12 protein-coding genes and 1 riboswitch are annotated in these 15,791 nt (G+C 47.6%); of the genes, 11 read left to right on the forward strand and 1 reads right to left on the reverse strand.

All coding sequences use genetic code 11. The features are described 5' to 3' along the window. Positions 1-6: 6 nt before the first annotated feature. The 7 genes from metK (at position 7) to HC352_RS04100 (ending at position 8,473) form a co-directional block, all read left to right on the forward strand. On the forward strand, positions 7-1,203 hold the full coding sequence (gene metK, locus HC352_RS04070) for a methionine adenosyltransferase (RefSeq protein ID WP_168917702.1): 1,197 nt from the start codon (positions 7-9) through the stop codon (positions 1,201-1,203). A gap of 88 nt (positions 1,204-1,291) precedes the next feature. Further along, the gene (locus HC352_RS04075) at positions 1,292-3,370 is read left to right on the forward strand and encodes a primosomal protein N' family DNA-binding protein (protein ID WP_168917703.1); all 2,079 of its coding nucleotides are present in this window, start codon (positions 1,292-1,294) and stop codon (positions 3,368-3,370) included. A gap of 40 nt (positions 3,371-3,410) precedes the next feature. Beyond that, the gene (gene fmt / locus HC352_RS04080) at positions 3,411-4,337 is read left to right on the forward strand and encodes a methionyl-tRNA formyltransferase (RefSeq protein WP_168917704.1); all 927 of its coding nucleotides are present in this window, start codon (positions 3,411-3,413) and stop codon (positions 4,335-4,337) included. Beyond that, the gene (locus HC352_RS04085; protein ID WP_168917705.1) at positions 4,334-5,788 is read left to right on the forward strand and encodes a transcription antitermination factor NusB; all 1,455 of its coding nucleotides are present in this window, start codon (positions 4,334-4,336) and stop codon (positions 5,786-5,788) included. Before fmt ends, HC352_RS04085 begins: the two co-directional genes overlap by 4 nt. A gap of 22 nt (positions 5,789-5,810) precedes the next feature. Next, positions 5,811-6,479 (forward strand): ribulose-phosphate 3-epimerase, encoded by a 669-nt coding sequence (gene rpe, locus HC352_RS04090; RefSeq protein ID WP_168917706.1) that lies wholly within the window; start codon positions 5,811-5,813, stop codon positions 6,477-6,479. 38 nt (positions 6,480-6,517) lie between these two features. Beyond that, a riboswitch (FMN riboswitch) is annotated at positions 6,518-6,636 on the forward strand. Between the two features lie 57 nt (positions 6,637-6,693). Further along, positions 6,694-7,446, forward strand: coding sequence for an ABC transporter permease (locus HC352_RS04095; protein ID WP_168917707.1), 753 nt, complete (start codon positions 6,694-6,696; stop codon positions 7,444-7,446). Between the two features lie 10 nt (positions 7,447-7,456). Next, positions 7,457-8,473, forward strand: a complete 1,017-nt coding sequence (locus tag HC352_RS04100; RefSeq protein WP_168917708.1) for an ABC transporter substrate-binding protein — start codon at positions 7,457-7,459, stop codon at positions 8,471-8,473. Positions 8,474-8,478: 5 nt separating this feature from the next. Here HC352_RS04100 and HC352_RS04105 read toward each other — a convergent pair whose 3' ends face one another. Next, positions 8,479-9,588, reverse strand: a complete 1,110-nt coding sequence (locus HC352_RS04105; RefSeq protein ID WP_168917709.1) for a DUF3866 family protein — start codon at positions 9,586-9,588, stop codon at positions 8,479-8,481. Between the two features lie 37 nt (positions 9,589-9,625). Here HC352_RS04105 and HC352_RS04110 point away from each other — a divergent pair, with 37 nt between their 5' ends. From HC352_RS04110 to lnt, 4 genes are all read left to right on the forward strand, one after another. Continuing rightward, positions 9,626-10,525 (forward strand): helix-turn-helix transcriptional regulator, encoded by a 900-nt coding sequence (locus tag HC352_RS04110; RefSeq protein WP_168917710.1) that lies wholly within the window; start codon positions 9,626-9,628, stop codon positions 10,523-10,525. Next, complete coding sequence (locus HC352_RS04115; RefSeq protein ID WP_168917711.1) at positions 10,512-11,417, forward strand: helix-turn-helix transcriptional regulator; 906 nt, start codon at positions 10,512-10,514, stop codon at positions 11,415-11,417. The genes HC352_RS04110 and HC352_RS04115 overlap by 14 nt, the downstream gene beginning before the upstream one ends. A gap of 11 nt (positions 11,418-11,428) precedes the next feature. Then, positions 11,429-14,032: a DEAD/DEAH box helicase gene (locus tag HC352_RS04120; RefSeq protein ID WP_247645229.1), complete on the forward strand. Its 2,604-nt coding sequence runs from the start codon at positions 11,429-11,431 to the stop codon at positions 14,030-14,032. 225 nt (positions 14,033-14,257) lie between these two features. Continuing rightward, the gene (lnt, locus tag HC352_RS04125) at positions 14,258-15,787 is read left to right on the forward strand and encodes an apolipoprotein N-acyltransferase (protein ID WP_168917712.1); all 1,530 of its coding nucleotides are present in this window, start codon (positions 14,258-14,260) and stop codon (positions 15,785-15,787) included. The last annotated feature ends 4 nt before the right edge of the window (positions 15,788-15,791 follow it).

Raw genomic sequence — 15,791 nt, forward strand, 5'->3', positions numbered from 1 at the left:
CGTTTTATGACGCTTCAGCCATTTACATCAGAATCGGTGACCGAAGGCCATCCAGACAAGGTCTGTGATAAAATCGCTGACTCCATTTTAGATGCGTTACTCGCTCAAGATCGAAACTCCCGTGTAGCTGTAGAAACGATGGTAACTACCGGATTAGTGCATGTCGCTGGTGAAGTAACGACTGATGGTTATGTGGAAATTTCTGATATTGTGCGTTCGGTTGTTAAAGATATTGGCTACACGTCCTCGAATATTGGCTTTGATGGAGCATCATGCGGAGTCTCGGTCTCAATTGATCAACAATCTGCGGATATTGCCTCCTCAGTTGACACTTCTTTAGAAGCTCGACTTGGCGAAGAAATAGATGTTCTCGACCACCAAGGAGCTGGAGATCAAGGATTAATGTTCGGTTATGCCTCTAATGAGACACCTGAACTGATGCCGCTACCAGTATTTTTATCGCACCGCTTAGCTGAGCGATTAACCGAAGTTAGGAAAGAGAATATTGTTCCTGGTTTGCGTCCAGACGGTAAAACTCAAGTAACTGTTAATTATGACGGGGGCATTCCAGTTAGCGTGGAAACTGTTGTGGTTTCGACTCAGCATGAACCGGGTATTAACATGTCTGATTTAGCTACTTCTATTATTGATCATGTTATCCGCCCAATCTTAAACCAGTATGCTACCTCAGTATCTATTTTGGATGCTGTTTTCCTCGTTAATCCTTCTGGCCGCTTCGAAATAGGTGGTCCAATGGGAGATGCTGGAGTTACTGGACGGAAAATTATTGTCGATACATACGGTGGTATGGCACGTCATGGCGGTGGTGCTTTCTCTGGTAAGGATCCATCGAAAGTTGATCGTTCGGCATCTTACGCCGCTCGGTGGGTGGCTAAGAATGTCGTTGCTGCCCAACTAGCTGACAGGTGTGAGGTGCAAGTTGCCTATGCGATTGGTAAAGCGCGGCCGGTATCTGTCCGAGTCGATACGTTTGGCACAAACAAAGTTGATGAGGCAGTCATTAGCTCAGCGGTGAAAGAAGTCTTTGATCTGCGCCCAGCGGCTATTATCCGTGACCTAGATTTATTGCGTCCGATTTATTCGCTAACCTCGAACTATGGACATTTTGGCCGTGAATTAGCGGAATTTACCTGGGAGAAGACAGATCGAGTTGCGCAACTTCGCATCGCAGCGGGTCTCTAGTATGCCTCGATGAGGGTAATATACTGCTCACTAGAAAACCTCAGGTGTGCACTAAAATGTGGTGGAAGCTCGTGATTGACTAGTAAGTATGAATGATCTTTTTTCATTGCCAGAGTATTCGGCGCAAGAAGAATTATTGCGTCTAGAGCGCATAGCTCAGAAAGTAACATCGTCTTTTCCTAATCCGGTGGCTCACGTCGCTGTCGATGTCCCGCATGTTCACATGAATACGCTATTTGACTACCGTATTCCGGAAAAATATGCCCAGGTCCCGGTAGGCGCGCGAGTAATGGTGGAATTTGGCTCCGGCAAAGCGCAAGGGTTTATTGTGGGGCGGTCGGACAGTAGTAAGTTTAGTTCTACTTTGCGTCCATTGAAGAAAGTAGTATCACCAGTACCAGTACTTGATGCAGATATTTATCGTCTTGCTCAAGCGGTATCTCAACGGCAAAGTTCGACACTTAGTCATTGTTTACGTTTAGCTATTCCACAACGTCATGCTCGAGCAGAAAAGGAGTTCCTCGAAACTGATCATATAAAAGAAACTTATCGGTTCAACACGGACACGCAAGCATGGCATAACTACTCTGGCGGTAAAGAGCTTCTTGAGAAACTTCGTGATGGAAACGTCATTCAGGCTATCACCCAAGTGCGGAGCGTTGATTCAGTTATCGCCCTTGCACAAACAGTGGTAGCTATTGTAGCCGAGAGTCACAAGAGCGTTATTTTTGTCGTGCCTACTGCGCAACAAGCTCATATTTATGCCGAACAGTTACAACGCAATCTCGGAATTAGAGTAGCGACGATGATTTCTGACAACACGCCAGAAGTCCGATATCGACAATTTCTTGATGTTAAATCTGGAGATATTCGCGTTGTTGTTGGCACCCGTTCAGCCGCATGGGCACCGGCACAAAACCTCGGTCTCGTTATCCTTCTTGATGATCACCATCGGGCGCATGAAGAACCGCATAATCCGTATATTCATACACGTGAATTACTGATGGAACGTAGCCGCCTGACCCCGTGTAGTTTTTTGTCCTTTAATTATGGGCCTTCAGTAGAACTGGCATGGTACGTAAAAAATTCAGCGAGTGCACAGATCCTATTGCCCGCCCAACGGCGAGATCCGCACGCGCTCGCTCAAGTATTGGCTGCGTCGTCCCTTGCTTATGAAGGAGAGCGGTGGTCACGGATGCCTTCGGCGGTATTTACCGTGGTACGCGAAGGATTAACTCGTGGGGACGTTGTAGTGATAGTACCACGAACTGGATATATACCAATTGTTGCCTGTGCTCGTTGCCGTGAAGTTGCAACCTGCCATATTTGCGATGGGAAGCTTGGTATAGCTGGACCTGATCAGCCCGCGCGTTGTCAACGTTGCGGTGTAACCATAATGAGCTTTACTTGTCGTCATTGCCGAGGTACACAACTCAAGCCGGTGCGTATTGGCTCTCATCGAACAGCACAGGAAATAGGGCGTGCTTTTCGTAACGTTCCAATACATTTAGCAGGTGTCGGCCAAGAAATATCGCCAGCAGACGATGAACATCGGATAGTTGTTTCTACTGCAGGGCAACTTCCACGAATCAAATCAGGATTCGCTGCTGGCGTCATTCTCGATGCTGGCTACATGCTACGTTCAGAAAACCTCGATGCTGAAGTGTATTTTCTGCGGGCACTTGCACATATAACTACTATTATTCAACCGCGTTCCCAAGGTGGGCAGCTGCTTATCGTAGGAGATGTTCCAGCACAGTTGATTTTGACAATAAAAAACTGGGATATGTATGGTTGGGCTGCAAAAGCATTGCTTGAACGAGAGGAATTATTGTTACCACCAGCGTATGTGTGGGTACAGGTAACCGGTACTATGAAAGTATTACGGCACTTTCTATCGATTTTGCAATCTCTTGCACATGATGCAGGGTTAAGCTCTGAAGATTCTTCTCTAGCAGCTCTCCTAGGTGCAGGAGCTGATGAGTTGATACCTGGGGTGCGTGTTATCGGTCCGTATCCGGGAGGGCAAGACTCCGATCTCCATGTGTATTTAGCATTTCCACAACATGAGCGAGAGAAGATTACTCTACTTATCTCACAGGCGCATCGAATTATTTCAGTTCAAAAACTTGGCCGAATCACGATTAAAATGGACACTTCAGTGTGATTGTCAACGATTAATAACTAAAGGAAGATAGACTACAACTGTGCGTATTATATTTGCTGGTACTCCTGCCACTGCTTTGCCGGCTCTTGAACGACTCCGGCAAGATCATGAGATTATTGCTGTTCTAACCCGTGCCCCAGCACCCGTAGGTCGGAAGAAAGTTCTTACCCCATCACCAGTACATCACGTTGCTGAAAAATTAGGTATTGAAGTATTGACACCGCAGTCATTACGCGGTGATGAGATAACCCAAAAACTTTTATCACTTGCACCGGATGCAGTAGCCGTTGTGGCTTATGGATTGCTGATTCCTGAAGCTCTACTTACTATCCCAACCCATGGTTGGATTAATCTACATTACTCGCTATTGCCACGGTGGCGCGGAGCAGCTCCAGTTCAATATGCGATCGCTGCTGGGGATGAGATGACTGGTACATCAGTGTTTCAGATCGAAAAAGGATTGGATACTGGTCCGGTCTTTGATATGGAAAAACAAGAAATAGCTGGAAGAACTGCTGGCGAGATGCTCGACCTTCTTTCGCTGACGGGGGCGGAACAATTGGCACGTGTTTTTGCTGGACTAGAAAAAGGCGAAGTGCACAGTCAGCCACAAGAAGGTGACGTTACCATCGCCCCACAAATGTCGACTAGAGATTCATATATCGATTTTTCTTGCCCAGCTAATGTTGTTGATGCGCGAATTAGGGGTTATAGCCCGGAGCCTGGTCCGTGGACGATGTTTCATGGGCAGCGGATTAAGCTCGGTACTGTCCAGGTCACTTCTGTCAGTGGTATTCCTGCCGGCATGATAGTTCCAGGAAATATCGTTCGCGTTGGTACCGGAACTACCGCTGTTGAACTTTCTGATGTTACGCCTGCAGGTAAGAAAACCATGTCTGCAGCCGCGTGGGCGCGTGGTTTAACAGCAGAAAAGCTGGCATTCACCATCAAGGAAGATAACTCATGAGTTCACAACGACCAACTAACTGGAAACCCGGACGCGGCACATCCGACCGGGCTCGGCTTGCTGTTTTTGATGTGTTAGTAACGGTTGAAGATGATGGAGCTTACGCGAATCTTGCTTTGCCGAAAGAAATTCGCAGAGCACGGCTCAATAAACAAGACGCCGCATATGCCACCAGCTTATGTTACGGAACACTACGTTTGCAGGGACGTTGGGATGCGATTCTGGGGCATTGCACAAACGGTCGTCCGGTTACGGAACTTGATAGTGCAGTGCGGGTACTACTGAGAATGGGTACTCATCAGCTTTTAGAGTTACACACGCCAGCTCACGCGGCCATTAATGAAACTGTTGTGATTGCGCGCAATGAATTGTCTCAGGGAATTGCTGGTTTCATTAATGCTGTTTTGCGCCGAGTTAGTGAACGGTCATTGGCACAATGGCAAGCTCAGCTGAAAATGGATGCGGGTGGGAAGGTCAACTCGGTGGCTTTTCTTTCTACTTGGTATTCTCACCCACAGTGGATCGTGCGTGCCTTAGATAAGGCCCTGATACATCATGGACGTACACATAAGGACATTCTCAGCGTTCTCAAAGCCGATAATACCCCGGCATCAGTAGCTCTTGTTGCTCGTGGTATTAGTGTTGAAGCCTTAGCAGAAGATATTTCTCGTGGTCATATGGGATCAGCACCTGGTCACCTTGTAGACAGTGCGCTTTTGTTGCACGGCGGCGATCCGTATCGCGTTTTTGCGGTTAAAGATCGCCTAGCAGGGGTCCAAGATGAGGGCTCTCAGTTGGTAGCAAAAACATTAGCGAGTGCAGAACTTGAAACTGATGATGACTTATGGCTGGACATGTGTGCTGGGCCCGGTGGTAAAACTGCGACATTGGCAGCGATTGCGCAGGAGCGAGGAAGTCGGATCCACGCTAATGAACTACATCCACACCGCCTAGAACTTGTTCTCGATTCGATATCCCCGTGGAGTGATATAATCGATGTCCGTGAAGGTGATGGTCGAGATTTTGGTTCTCCAGACCATCAAGATATTGTGCCTAGTGAGCGCTATTCGCGTATCCTCATTGATGCTCCATGCACAGGAATCGGTGCATTGCGTAGGCGTCCGGAAGCCCGTTGGCGAAAACAAGCTGGTGATGGACTTGACTTAGCAAAATTGCAATTGGAGCTTGTAGAAGCCGGATGGAAAGCTCTCCGGCCTGGTGGTGTTCTTGCATATTCGACATGCTCACCCTATTTGACTGAAACCTCGGATATTGTTGCTAGTTTCATGGAACGCAATCCTGAGGCGATTAAACTGGACACTCCCGCTATTGCATCAACCCAGGCGCGTCAAGAGCTCAGTGGTGTTAATGGTGAATTGCAGTTATGGCCGGATTTACATAATTCGGACGCTATGTTTTTAGTGTTGATTGCCAAACCTGCAAGTGAATAATACGGTACTGACTGGAGGAAATATGGAAGTTCGAATCAATCCATCGATCTTGAATTCTGACTTTTCGCAGCTAGGTGTTGAACTCGATAAAATTTCGAATGCCGATTGGGCGCATGTTGACGTTATGGACAATCATTTTGTTCCAAACTTGACGATGGGTGTACCGGTTGTGGAATCGATTTGCCGTGTAAGCCCTATTCCGATAGATACTCATTTGATGATTGCAGACCCGGATAGGTGGGCACCTAGCTACGTAGAGGCTGGTGCGCAATCTGTTACATTTCATGCTGAAGCAGCCCAAGCTCCGCTTCGGTTAGCTCGTGAATTACGTGCCATGGGTGCGCGTGCTGGGCTAGCTGTTAAACCGGCAACGTCGATCGAACCTTATTTGGATATCCTTGATGAATTCGACATGATTTTGCTGATGACAGTTGAACCAGGTTTCGGGGGTCAAGCGTTTATTGAGTCGATGATGGCGAAAGTTGCTCGCACTCGTGAAGCTGTTAATAAAACTGGACTAGATGTGTGGATACAGGTTGATGGTGGTATATCTAGTGCAACTATTGAGAAGGCCGCACAAGCTGGAGCTGATACATTCGTTGCTGGATCAGCGGTATATCGTTCGCCTGATACACATGCAGAGATTGAGAAACTTCGTTCTCTGGCTAGTAAACACATCCATAGTGCATGACAATATTTGTAGTCCGTTGCTAGACATGGAATAATAGCTATGTGCTCCGGGGTCAGTGTAAGTCTGAACCGGCGGTGATAGTCCGCGACCCACGTCAGTGGTTGACTAGGTGGAATTCCTAGACCGACGGTTATAGTCCGGATGGTAGGAGCAGCATGAGTTCGCTGACCTAGCGTACCCATGTTTCCCCGGTGCCTACGGGGAAGGATCATATATGCGAAACAGCAGAATCATGGCACCGTTGCTAGTGGCGGTGATTCTTTTTCTGTTGTGGGCATGTGTTTCTTATGGGGGTCTCATTAGTGAATTTGCTTTGCCGAACCCGGTGTCTGTTGCCTTACGGCTGTGGCACGGAGTGAGCGAAGGCTACCTGCTTACTTCAGCTTGGCAAACGCTTCTTGTTGCCATTATAGGATCACTTATTGCCGCGTGTATTGGCATCCCAGTAGGCTTTGGCATTACCCATTTTGCGCTGTTTAGTGCAGCATTAGAGCCATATTTGGCAGCTTCGCAAGCAATACCGGCAGTTGCATTTGCCCCTTTACTTGTTTTATGGGTGGGGTATGGAACAACGCCGATTATTCTGCTTTGTGTTCTGATGGTTATTTTCCCGATTATTATTAATACCGCAGTAGGCGTTCGCGACGTCGATTCCGACGTGGTTGACGCTGCTCGACTTGACGGTGCTCACGGCCTTAGATTGTTGTATTCGATTGAGTTCCCCTTGGCGTTGCCAAGCATTTTAGCTGGTATTCGCACGGGTTTTACTCTTTCGGTTACCGGATCTGTTGTTGGAGAGCTTGTTATTGGCGGGCAACGTGGTTTGGGTATCGAATTATCAACAGCACAACATTTAACTGACGCTCCGGGAATGTTTGCGACGATTGCTATTTTGGCTGTGCTGGCTATCGCCATATACCTCGTATTACGGGTAATAGAGACCCGTATGCTTGCCATAGTTTCGTGAAGGAAGCACCATGAAAAAAATTATTACGTTCATTAGCGCGGCGCTCATCGCTGTGGGACTAACTGCGTGTAGCTCGGCAGTGCAAACAGTCTCACCAACGCCGGAAAAAACTGGGCCAGATAAGGTCACTATCGGATTGACTTATATTCCAGATGTGCAATTTGGCCCGTTGTATGTTGCACTTGATAAAGGTTATTTTGCCGATGCTGGATTAGACGTCAAATTGCGCCATCATGGTGCTCAAGAAGCACTTTTTGGTGCACTGGAAGCACAAGAAGAAGACGTCGTTTTTGCTGGTGCAACTGAGATGATGCAGGCGCGCACTCAGGGATTAGACATTATTAATTGGGCAACTCTCTACCAACAATATCCAGTGACACTGATAACAACAAAGGACTCTGGCATTACGACACCAGCTGATCTTGCCGGCAAGAAAGTTGGTCTACCGGGACCTTATGGAGAAAACTATTATTCACTTTTGGCTATGGAAGATAGCTATGGTCTTAAAGACAAAATGGACGTGGAGTATATTGGGTACACTCAAGCCGCAGCAATGGTCAGCAAACAAGTTGATGCCATTATCGGTTTTACGAATAATGATTCCATCGCGATGGCAAATGCCGGACTTGACGTTGTTGAAATCCCCATGGTTGAAGGGGATTTGCCACTTGTTGGTGTGGGATTAGGATCATTGAAGCCGAAGCTCAATCCGAAAGTGTATGCACGAGTTTTAGGTGCTATTGAGCGTGGAGTTCAAGAAGCACAGCAAGATCCGGAAGGTGCGATGGATATTATCGCTAAACATGTGCCTTCTTTATCAGATCCAGAACAGCGAGCGTTAGGCCGGAAAGTATTTGATGCGACGTTGAAACTGTACGCCTCAGCTGAGGAATTTGGCCATCAAGATACCCAGTTATGGGAAAAGATGAGCGTCTTCCTTGCAAAATCGGGCATTGTGGATAATGCGGTTCCACCGTTAAGTTCCTTTACTGCTGAGGTAGTGAAACTCAACAGTATGGCAAAGTGAATCAGTTAATTAGCTGATAACAAACTGGCACTATATCGACCAGCGACCGCAGCTGAGAGGAAAGACATAACGTCTTCTTCTAGGTTGCGGCCCATGGTTCTTAACGGGACAGGGCAGTGCAACAAAGCGTCGTACAGCCCGGTGCAATCGATGTCTAAACAGTGAAGATGAGGTAGTTGCGCCAAACCTGCGTACTGTTCTTTGACAATATCGAACCACGCTTCGTCAATGAATTCTCGTGGACAATGTGTTAATTCTGGTAATGGAACTCTACATTCCACTTTGGTCACATCGCGAAGAATTCGTAAAGTGTGGTGCGAGATACCATAGTGTCGATCGCGTCTATCTGCATTCGACATGCGGACACAGGCAATGGGCACTCCATCTAATGTGCCGGCAGCATTTAAGGCTTCGCCACATGAGACTCCCGAAAATCCCCAGCGTGTTCCAGTTCCGAGATTCCCTGGTCCTTGAGCGATAATAGTAATGTCTGCTTTCCATACATGGCGAGCTGCGAGCAGGCCACTATGAATAGTGACGGCCTCAAGCTCCCCACCGAATGCTTGGCCACACGTTATCGTACCGAGAATATGGCCTTTTTCTTTAAGAGTGTGTGTTGCCATGGAAAACCATGCTGGTAGTGCTCCGCCGTCGGTCATAAGATAGGCAATGCGAGCATCTGGAAGAGTAGTACGAATTCCTGTTGTGATTGCTGGAAGCGCTGAATGTAGATCAGCAACAATCACCGGCATGCCGTCAACGGAATCCGCTTCCTCAAGCAACTCGTGATATGGCGATTCTTGTTCATCGACCCCTTGAACCATAAATTGTTGGGGAGTATAGCGAGCTTTTATTAAATGACCCGGTTGTGGTGGCGTGTCAGCAGGTAATCGGTCTGGCGCCAATACTATGAGCATGTACCCGCCTGTTCCTAGCCCTCGTTCATAGGCTGAGGCAGACAGTACGACTGCATCCCCAGGAGCTAGCAAGCCTATCAAAGGAACATATCCTAAAGCTCGTACTTCACGTTTATCATCAAGCCGGACAAGGTATTCGCAAGCTGGCCCCCAGCTACGTCGAATAGTGAGAATAACGCCGTGTCTGTACATCATCATGTAATCAAGAATAGTGCACTAGAGTAGGAGTATGCCTATGTCTGCCGAAGAACGCCGTTTTACGCTGCTCACGTTGCTGTCACGTGCTCCAGCTTCTGCTATCGAAATAGCGCAATTACCTGCGTATGCGGGTAAGTCAGGTAAAGCATTGCAACGGATGATTGAACGTGACATTCAAACTCTTCGCGATTCAGGCAATACGATTACTGTTGATGAGAACTACCGTTATCGTGTAGATGAATCTCGGCAGATCGTCATTGATGTCAGTGGCCTAGATGTTAGTATTTTACGGCGTATTTTGGGGACAAAGCGCCGTAATAATGTGGAAGCATTTGCGCAGTTTGGCGCCGCAAAAGTCTTAGGAAGCGGCACGATTTCCGATAAAATAACTCCGTATCGGCTTAACGTGCCAAATGGTGAGAGCGTTATTGATGTAGCACGCGCAATGAGCGAACACCGGCGCATGCGTTTTCGTTATCACCGCTCTACTTCTGTGACACAGTACATTTTAGAGCCCTGGCAAGTTACTGTTCATTTTGGTGCGTTTTATGTGCACGGGGCGGTTGTTGAACGTGATGGTATTCAGGTAGACGGGCAGATTCGCACTTTCAAGCTTTCTCGTATAGAAAGCAAAGTAGAGGTTTTAGATCAAGCATGTACGTTGCCAGTAACTGATCAGGTTGATTCTGAGCTTGCACCGGTTGATATTGTGCTTTTTGTATCTGATCCTCAGGCGCCACTGGCACGTCGCGGGAAGATCATTGATCAACGTGACGGGGGAGTTGTTGTAGAGTTTCCGGCAAGCGACCGTTGGGCTATCGTCGACGATATTGTTTTCCATGGGGATTTAGTTCAAGTTATTTCTCCTGCCTGGTTGCGTGCGGATGTGGCCGAACGTATTGCCTATGCACAGGAGGTTATCGATGGGGTTTGGTGACTTGTCCCTGGTGCGTAAACGAGCTATCGCTGATTATTTACTGGGAAAAGCAGACGTTACCTTAGCAGAACTGGCAACTCGTTTTGATGTTTCTTGGCAGGTAATGCGCGAGGAAATTGCTCAGTTATCAACAATTGAGTTGGTTAGTGGCGCTTTTTTCGAATCGCCTTTCGACATATGGATTGACGACGACGAACCCACTCCTGACTCACTAGTACGAGTTGGCAATGTGGAAAGTAGTGGTATTCCAGCATTATCGTTACCTGAGGTTGTTGCTTTACTGGCAGCAACCGATATAGCAATGCTAACGGTGGATCAACACGATATTCATGCATTATCTGCCCTGCGCGAGCGGATCGTCGCAGCTACTGCGGAGCATGGATATCGTTCTGTTCTTTGGCCCGCTCCGCAGCTTCAAGCGCCACGCGAGGTACTTGATATTCTTGGCCAAGCTTTGGCCGATCAACGCGCTGTTGATATTGACTACTGGAAAGGCGGAGTAGATCGTCCGCATCGTATATCAGCAACTGTTTTTCCAGTTAATGTTGTCTACACCCCGCATCCATTGCTTATTGCAGCTAATGCTGAAGGTGATGTGCGACGATACCGGTTTGATCGGATAACTGATGCTCGGTTAGGACAGCGATCCGTTTCGCGCAGGCTGGCGCGTAAAGTGCATTCGCATGTTATTCGCGAGCACGAAGTTACTGGTGAACGGGTGCGCTTATGGTGTCATCCTGGAGCACAGTGGGTTGCAGAAGAGATACCAGGTGCGAATCTTCAGTCGAGCGGTAACTATGACATTATTGAGTTACCAGTTCGCGATAAGGCATGGCTTTTTTCGTTACTTGTACGGTTAGGTAAGACGGTCGTTCGTCTTGAGAAAGTTTAGGGTGAGCGTGCGTGTTTGATCGTGTTATCGACCATATAATTGACGAGTATTCGGCGCGTGGAATCACGCTTGACGACTTTCAGATTGAGGCAATGACAGCTCTCGGTAAAGGGCATGATGTATTGGTCAGCGCCCCAACAGGTGCTGGGAAAACTGTTGTTGCTGAATGTGCCGTGGAGTTTGCGTTGGCGTCGTCCTCGCGATGTATTTATACCGCTCCGATTAAAGCGTTATCGAATCAAAAATTTAAAGATTTACAACAACGCTACGGTGAGGAATATGTTGGGCTGATTACTGGCGATGTTGTGATTAATCGAGAAGCTAATATCCTTGTTGTGACTACCGAAGTTGTGCGAAACATGTTGTTATCGCGTGATAGTGAGGTGTCAGATATTGGTTATGTGGTTCTTGACGAGGTGCACTTCTTAGGCGATCCTTTCCGTGGGCCGGTATGGGAAGAAGTTATTTTGCAATTGCCACGTAACACACGGTTGGTTTCCCTATCGGCAACAGTGGCTAACGTGGATGAATTTAGCTCGTGGTTACGGGGGGTACGTGGACCTACCGAGGTTATTTCAACGAGTGTACGTCCGGTTCCACTTGAGCAGTTTGTTGCTACAAAGCGTTCTTTTGTTCCATTATTTAACGACGACGGTGAGGTGGGTTATGTTCCGTCTGAAGAGCATAGTGGCGATAAACCGGTACGCAGACGTCGAAGAGATGTGCCTGCGCGCCGTCGCCGGGTCTTAATGATAGCTAAGTCGAAAGATATGCTACCAGCCATCCATTTTGTCTTTTCGCGCAAAGGTTGTGATACCGCGGTTAGTGATCTTCTGGATGCTGATATAGAACTGACGACGGTACATGAGGCGAGACTGATTCGTCGTCGTCTAGCAGAACTGAAAAAGACAATGTCTCCAGCTGACGCACGTACAATTCGTTTCGATTTTTGGGCGAAAGCCTTTTCACGCGGATACGGGGCACACCACGCCGGGATGTTTCCGGCGCTTAAAGAACTTTCAGAACAGCTCATGGATCAAGGTCTTCTTAAATTGGTTTACGCTACTGGAACGCTTGCGTTGGGTATCGATATGCCCGTGCGGACGGTCATTATCGAGGATTTGATTAAGTGGAACGGTGAAGATTTTGTATCACTGACTGCTACGGAATATACTCAGCTGATTGGACGGGCTGGTCGGCGTGGTAAAGATACCCATGGCAATGCAGTAGTGATTGGTAGTCCAGAACTTGATGTAGACTATCTTGCCCACATTGGTTCAGGGCATGTTGATCCACTTATGTCAGCGTTTTTTCCGTCTTATAATACCGTTGTTAATCTACTGAGTTACCATACTCTTGATGAAGCACGAAAGATTATGGGGCAGTCTTTTGCACAATATCAAAAGAATGCGGATTTAGGAGAAATTGAAGCGAAACTGGCTCGATTAGATCGGCGTTTGTCACGGGTGACTGATCAGTTAGCTGAGGTTTGCGAGAGAGGTTCAGTTACGGAATATATTGACATCGTTAAGGCTACTGGCCGGGCTTCTAAAGCGCAACGACGACGCGCAAAAGAAGCCTATAGACGCGATATTGAGATGTCATGGAACAACGCCGTAACGGGTATGTTATATGCCTTTGCTATCAATGGCGAGGTAGATTATGGTATTGCATTGTCTGTTTCGGATCGACGTATTCGCATAGTTGACGTTTATGGTGATATTTTTTGGTTGCATCCAATGGAGTTATCCTCTCCGTTGCGGGAGCTCGGTTTCCTTGATCTGCCTTTCGGACGTTCTATCAAAGATCCGAGTGTGCGTGATGATGTTGCCGCTATTATCGATCAGGAGATAAGCGATCGTGTCGATTTAGGGCTCGATGAGGATCTGACTCGCTCATGGGCTCGTTATGCTGTCAATGAGACCCCATTAGTTGATGCCCATCCAGTCCACTCCTGTCCAGATCGTGCTTTGCATCTTAAACAAGGTGATGAGTATTCCACCTTGGTAGATCGCCGTCGTGAGCTTAGCCAGCTGCGTGATGCTTATGAAGGTTCGGTAGCTCGTGAATTCGATGCAACGGTGAGTGTTTTAGAAAACCTTGGATATATTGCAATCACGGATGGGGTAGCACGATTAGGCGTTGGTGGACGGTTGCTGCGTGGCATTCATAGCGAGGCAGATGCATTGACTGTGATGAGTATGTCGGAACCGATATTCGAACAGCTCTCTCCAGCTAAGTTTGCTGGGGTGTGCTCAGCCCTTTTATGTGATCGACGTTTTTCTGCCCAGGGACCACGTGATCCCCAATTGCGGGCGGCATGGGCACGCATTGAAGCAAATATGGATGATTTAGTCGGTCGCGAAGCGAAAGCGGGTATTGTTCGTACCGGTGTGCCAACAGCTGGTGCTATCGAAGCGTTTACGATTCTTGCTAGCGGAGGGGGACTTGAATCGGCTGTTAGTGTTTCAAAGCTTGCGGTAGGCGATCTTATTAACGCTAACCGGAGACTAATTGACGTTCTTGGGCAGCTAGTAGATATTGGCTCGGATAGCTGGCTGGGGGAGAAGGCGTATCAAGCGCGAGAGTTGTTGCGTAAATGGGACTGGAATTAAAGCCTATGTCATATATCACACAATGCTGTCAAGTGGGGAAATGGTTGTCTCATTGATTTGACAGGTAGTTAGGCTTGAGGTTGTTTTTCCAGCTAACTATGGTGTTTTATATACCCACATGATGTGAGTCAGGTTCTCATTCGCGTTCGATAGAAAACGATCTTTTGATCGGTCCGAGGTTCGCGAGTGGGGGCCTTTGTCTATACTCAAAGGGTGGAGTTTAACGTGAGTTTTCTGAGCCGCCTCGCAATATCTGTACTCGGCGGGTGCGCGATGTGGGCTGCCCATGCGCCTTTGTCATTGTGGCCGTTAGTTTTTCTTTCCCTTGCATCCTTATGGTTAAGCATTTACCACACAACGGTCATGCGCGCCTTTTTACTTGGGGCAGTATGGGGTATGAGCTTTTTTACGCCACACTTATTCTGGGCGTCAATTGCCGCGGATAGCTTGCTTGCGTTAACTGCATTAGTTGTGAGCCAATCATTGTTTATTGCCATCGTGGCGTTACTGTGGAGTCAGATATCACGAATGCCAAGTATTTATTCATGGATATTTGCTGCACTAGTGTGGGCGGGTTTAGAGCATGTTCGTGGTTCGTTACCTTTTGGCGGGATGCCGTGGGGGAAAATTGCTTTTGCGCTTAACGACAGTCCACTTATTAGCCTTGCACCATGGGGTTCTACGTTACTGGTTGGATGTGCGGGTTCGGCTATTTCAATTTTGATTTCCCAAGCCCTTCTTGCTTTTCCGTCGTGTCCGTATCGTGGCATTGCCAGTATTGGTATTGCATGCATGGGGCTTATCTGCCCACTTTTGTTGCCAATAGGCGGTAAGCCAGATGGCAACATAACTATAGGTATAATTCAGGGAAATTCGCCAACAAAAGAGGAAGTTCCCGATGGGTGGCTACGCGCCTTGGAGGTTACCCGAAATCATGCAAACCTCGCGAATAAGGTATCAGGCGCAGATCTTGTCGTCTTCCCAGAATCAACCTCAGATCACGATATCCGTGAAGATAGTCAAGCATATGACCTCATAGACGGGATAATTAAGGATGTTCGCGTACCGATTTTACTCGGGACACAAGAGTACGTCGAAAATGGCCGGTATAACGATTATTTAGCGATAGATGAAACTGGTGAGATCGTTGCTAGATATTCTAAACAGCATCCTGTGCCTTTTGGTGAATACATACCGTTGCGCAGTTATATTGCGCAAATTTCGGATACGGTAGCACATATTATTGACCAAGTTCGGATTGATATGTTGCCTGGTAAAGGTCCTGCACGACTTGATATTCATACAGCAAGGGGAGATGTAGGTGTTGCCACTCCCATTTGTTTCGAAGTTGCTTATGATGATTTAGTTGCCGAAGCGATAGTAGGTGTACAGAATCAGAATCCAGCTTCCCTTATTGTTGTGCCAACAAATAATGCATCCTTTGGCAAATCCGGCGAACCTTATCAACAGTTCGAAATGACGCGTTTTAGGGCAGTTGAGCATGGGCGCAGTGCAATTCAAGTTTCGACGACGGGTGTTAGTGGACTAATCGAACCTAACGGGGTAGTCCGCTATGTCTCAGAGTTGCTAGATTCTGACGCGAGGGTGGTCGATGTGACACTGCGGAAAGATCTCAAATTTGCAACGGTTACAGCAGTTTATCGGGAATATCTCGGATATGTGTTCGTATTGATTGGTACTTGTGTAGCGATACTAGCGCGTCGGCGCTATGGAAAATACCATAACGCCGACTAACTAT

This window comes from Arcanobacterium buesumense (genome assembly GCF_012563545.1).
Classification (GTDB): Bacteria; Actinomycetota; Actinomycetes; order Actinomycetales; family Actinomycetaceae; genus Arcanobacterium; species Arcanobacterium buesumense.

What these genes read in the sequence shown, in the direction of transcription:
- HC352_RS04110 (WP_168917710.1), top strand. Translation starts at nt 9,626, where the DNA reads ATGTCTGCCGAAGAACGCCGTTTTACGCTGCTCACGTTGCTGTCACGT.
- HC352_RS04095 (WP_168917707.1), top strand. Translation starts at nt 6,694, where the DNA reads ATGCGAAACAGCAGAATCATGGCACCGTTGCTAGTGGCGGTGATTCTT.
- HC352_RS04075 (WP_168917703.1), top strand. Translation starts at nt 1,292, where the DNA reads ATGAATGATCTTTTTTCATTGCCAGAGTATTCGGCGCAAGAAGAATTA.
- HC352_RS04100 (WP_168917708.1), top strand. Translation starts at nt 7,457, where the DNA reads ATGAAAAAAATTATTACGTTCATTAGCGCGGCGCTCATCGCTGTGGGA.
- metK (WP_168917702.1), top strand. Translation starts at nt 7, where the DNA reads ATGACGCTTCAGCCATTTACATCAGAATCGGTGACCGAAGGCCATCCA.
- HC352_RS04115 (WP_168917711.1), top strand. Translation starts at nt 10,512, where the DNA reads ATGGGGTTTGGTGACTTGTCCCTGGTGCGTAAACGAGCTATCGCTGAT.
- HC352_RS04085 (WP_168917705.1), top strand. Translation starts at nt 4,334, where the DNA reads ATGAGTTCACAACGACCAACTAACTGGAAACCCGGACGCGGCACATCC.
- HC352_RS04105 (WP_168917709.1), bottom strand. Translation starts at nt 9,588, where the DNA reads ATGATGATGTACAGACACGGCGTTATTCTCACTATTCGACGTAGCTGG.
- rpe (WP_168917706.1), top strand. Translation starts at nt 5,811, where the DNA reads ATGGAAGTTCGAATCAATCCATCGATCTTGAATTCTGACTTTTCGCAG.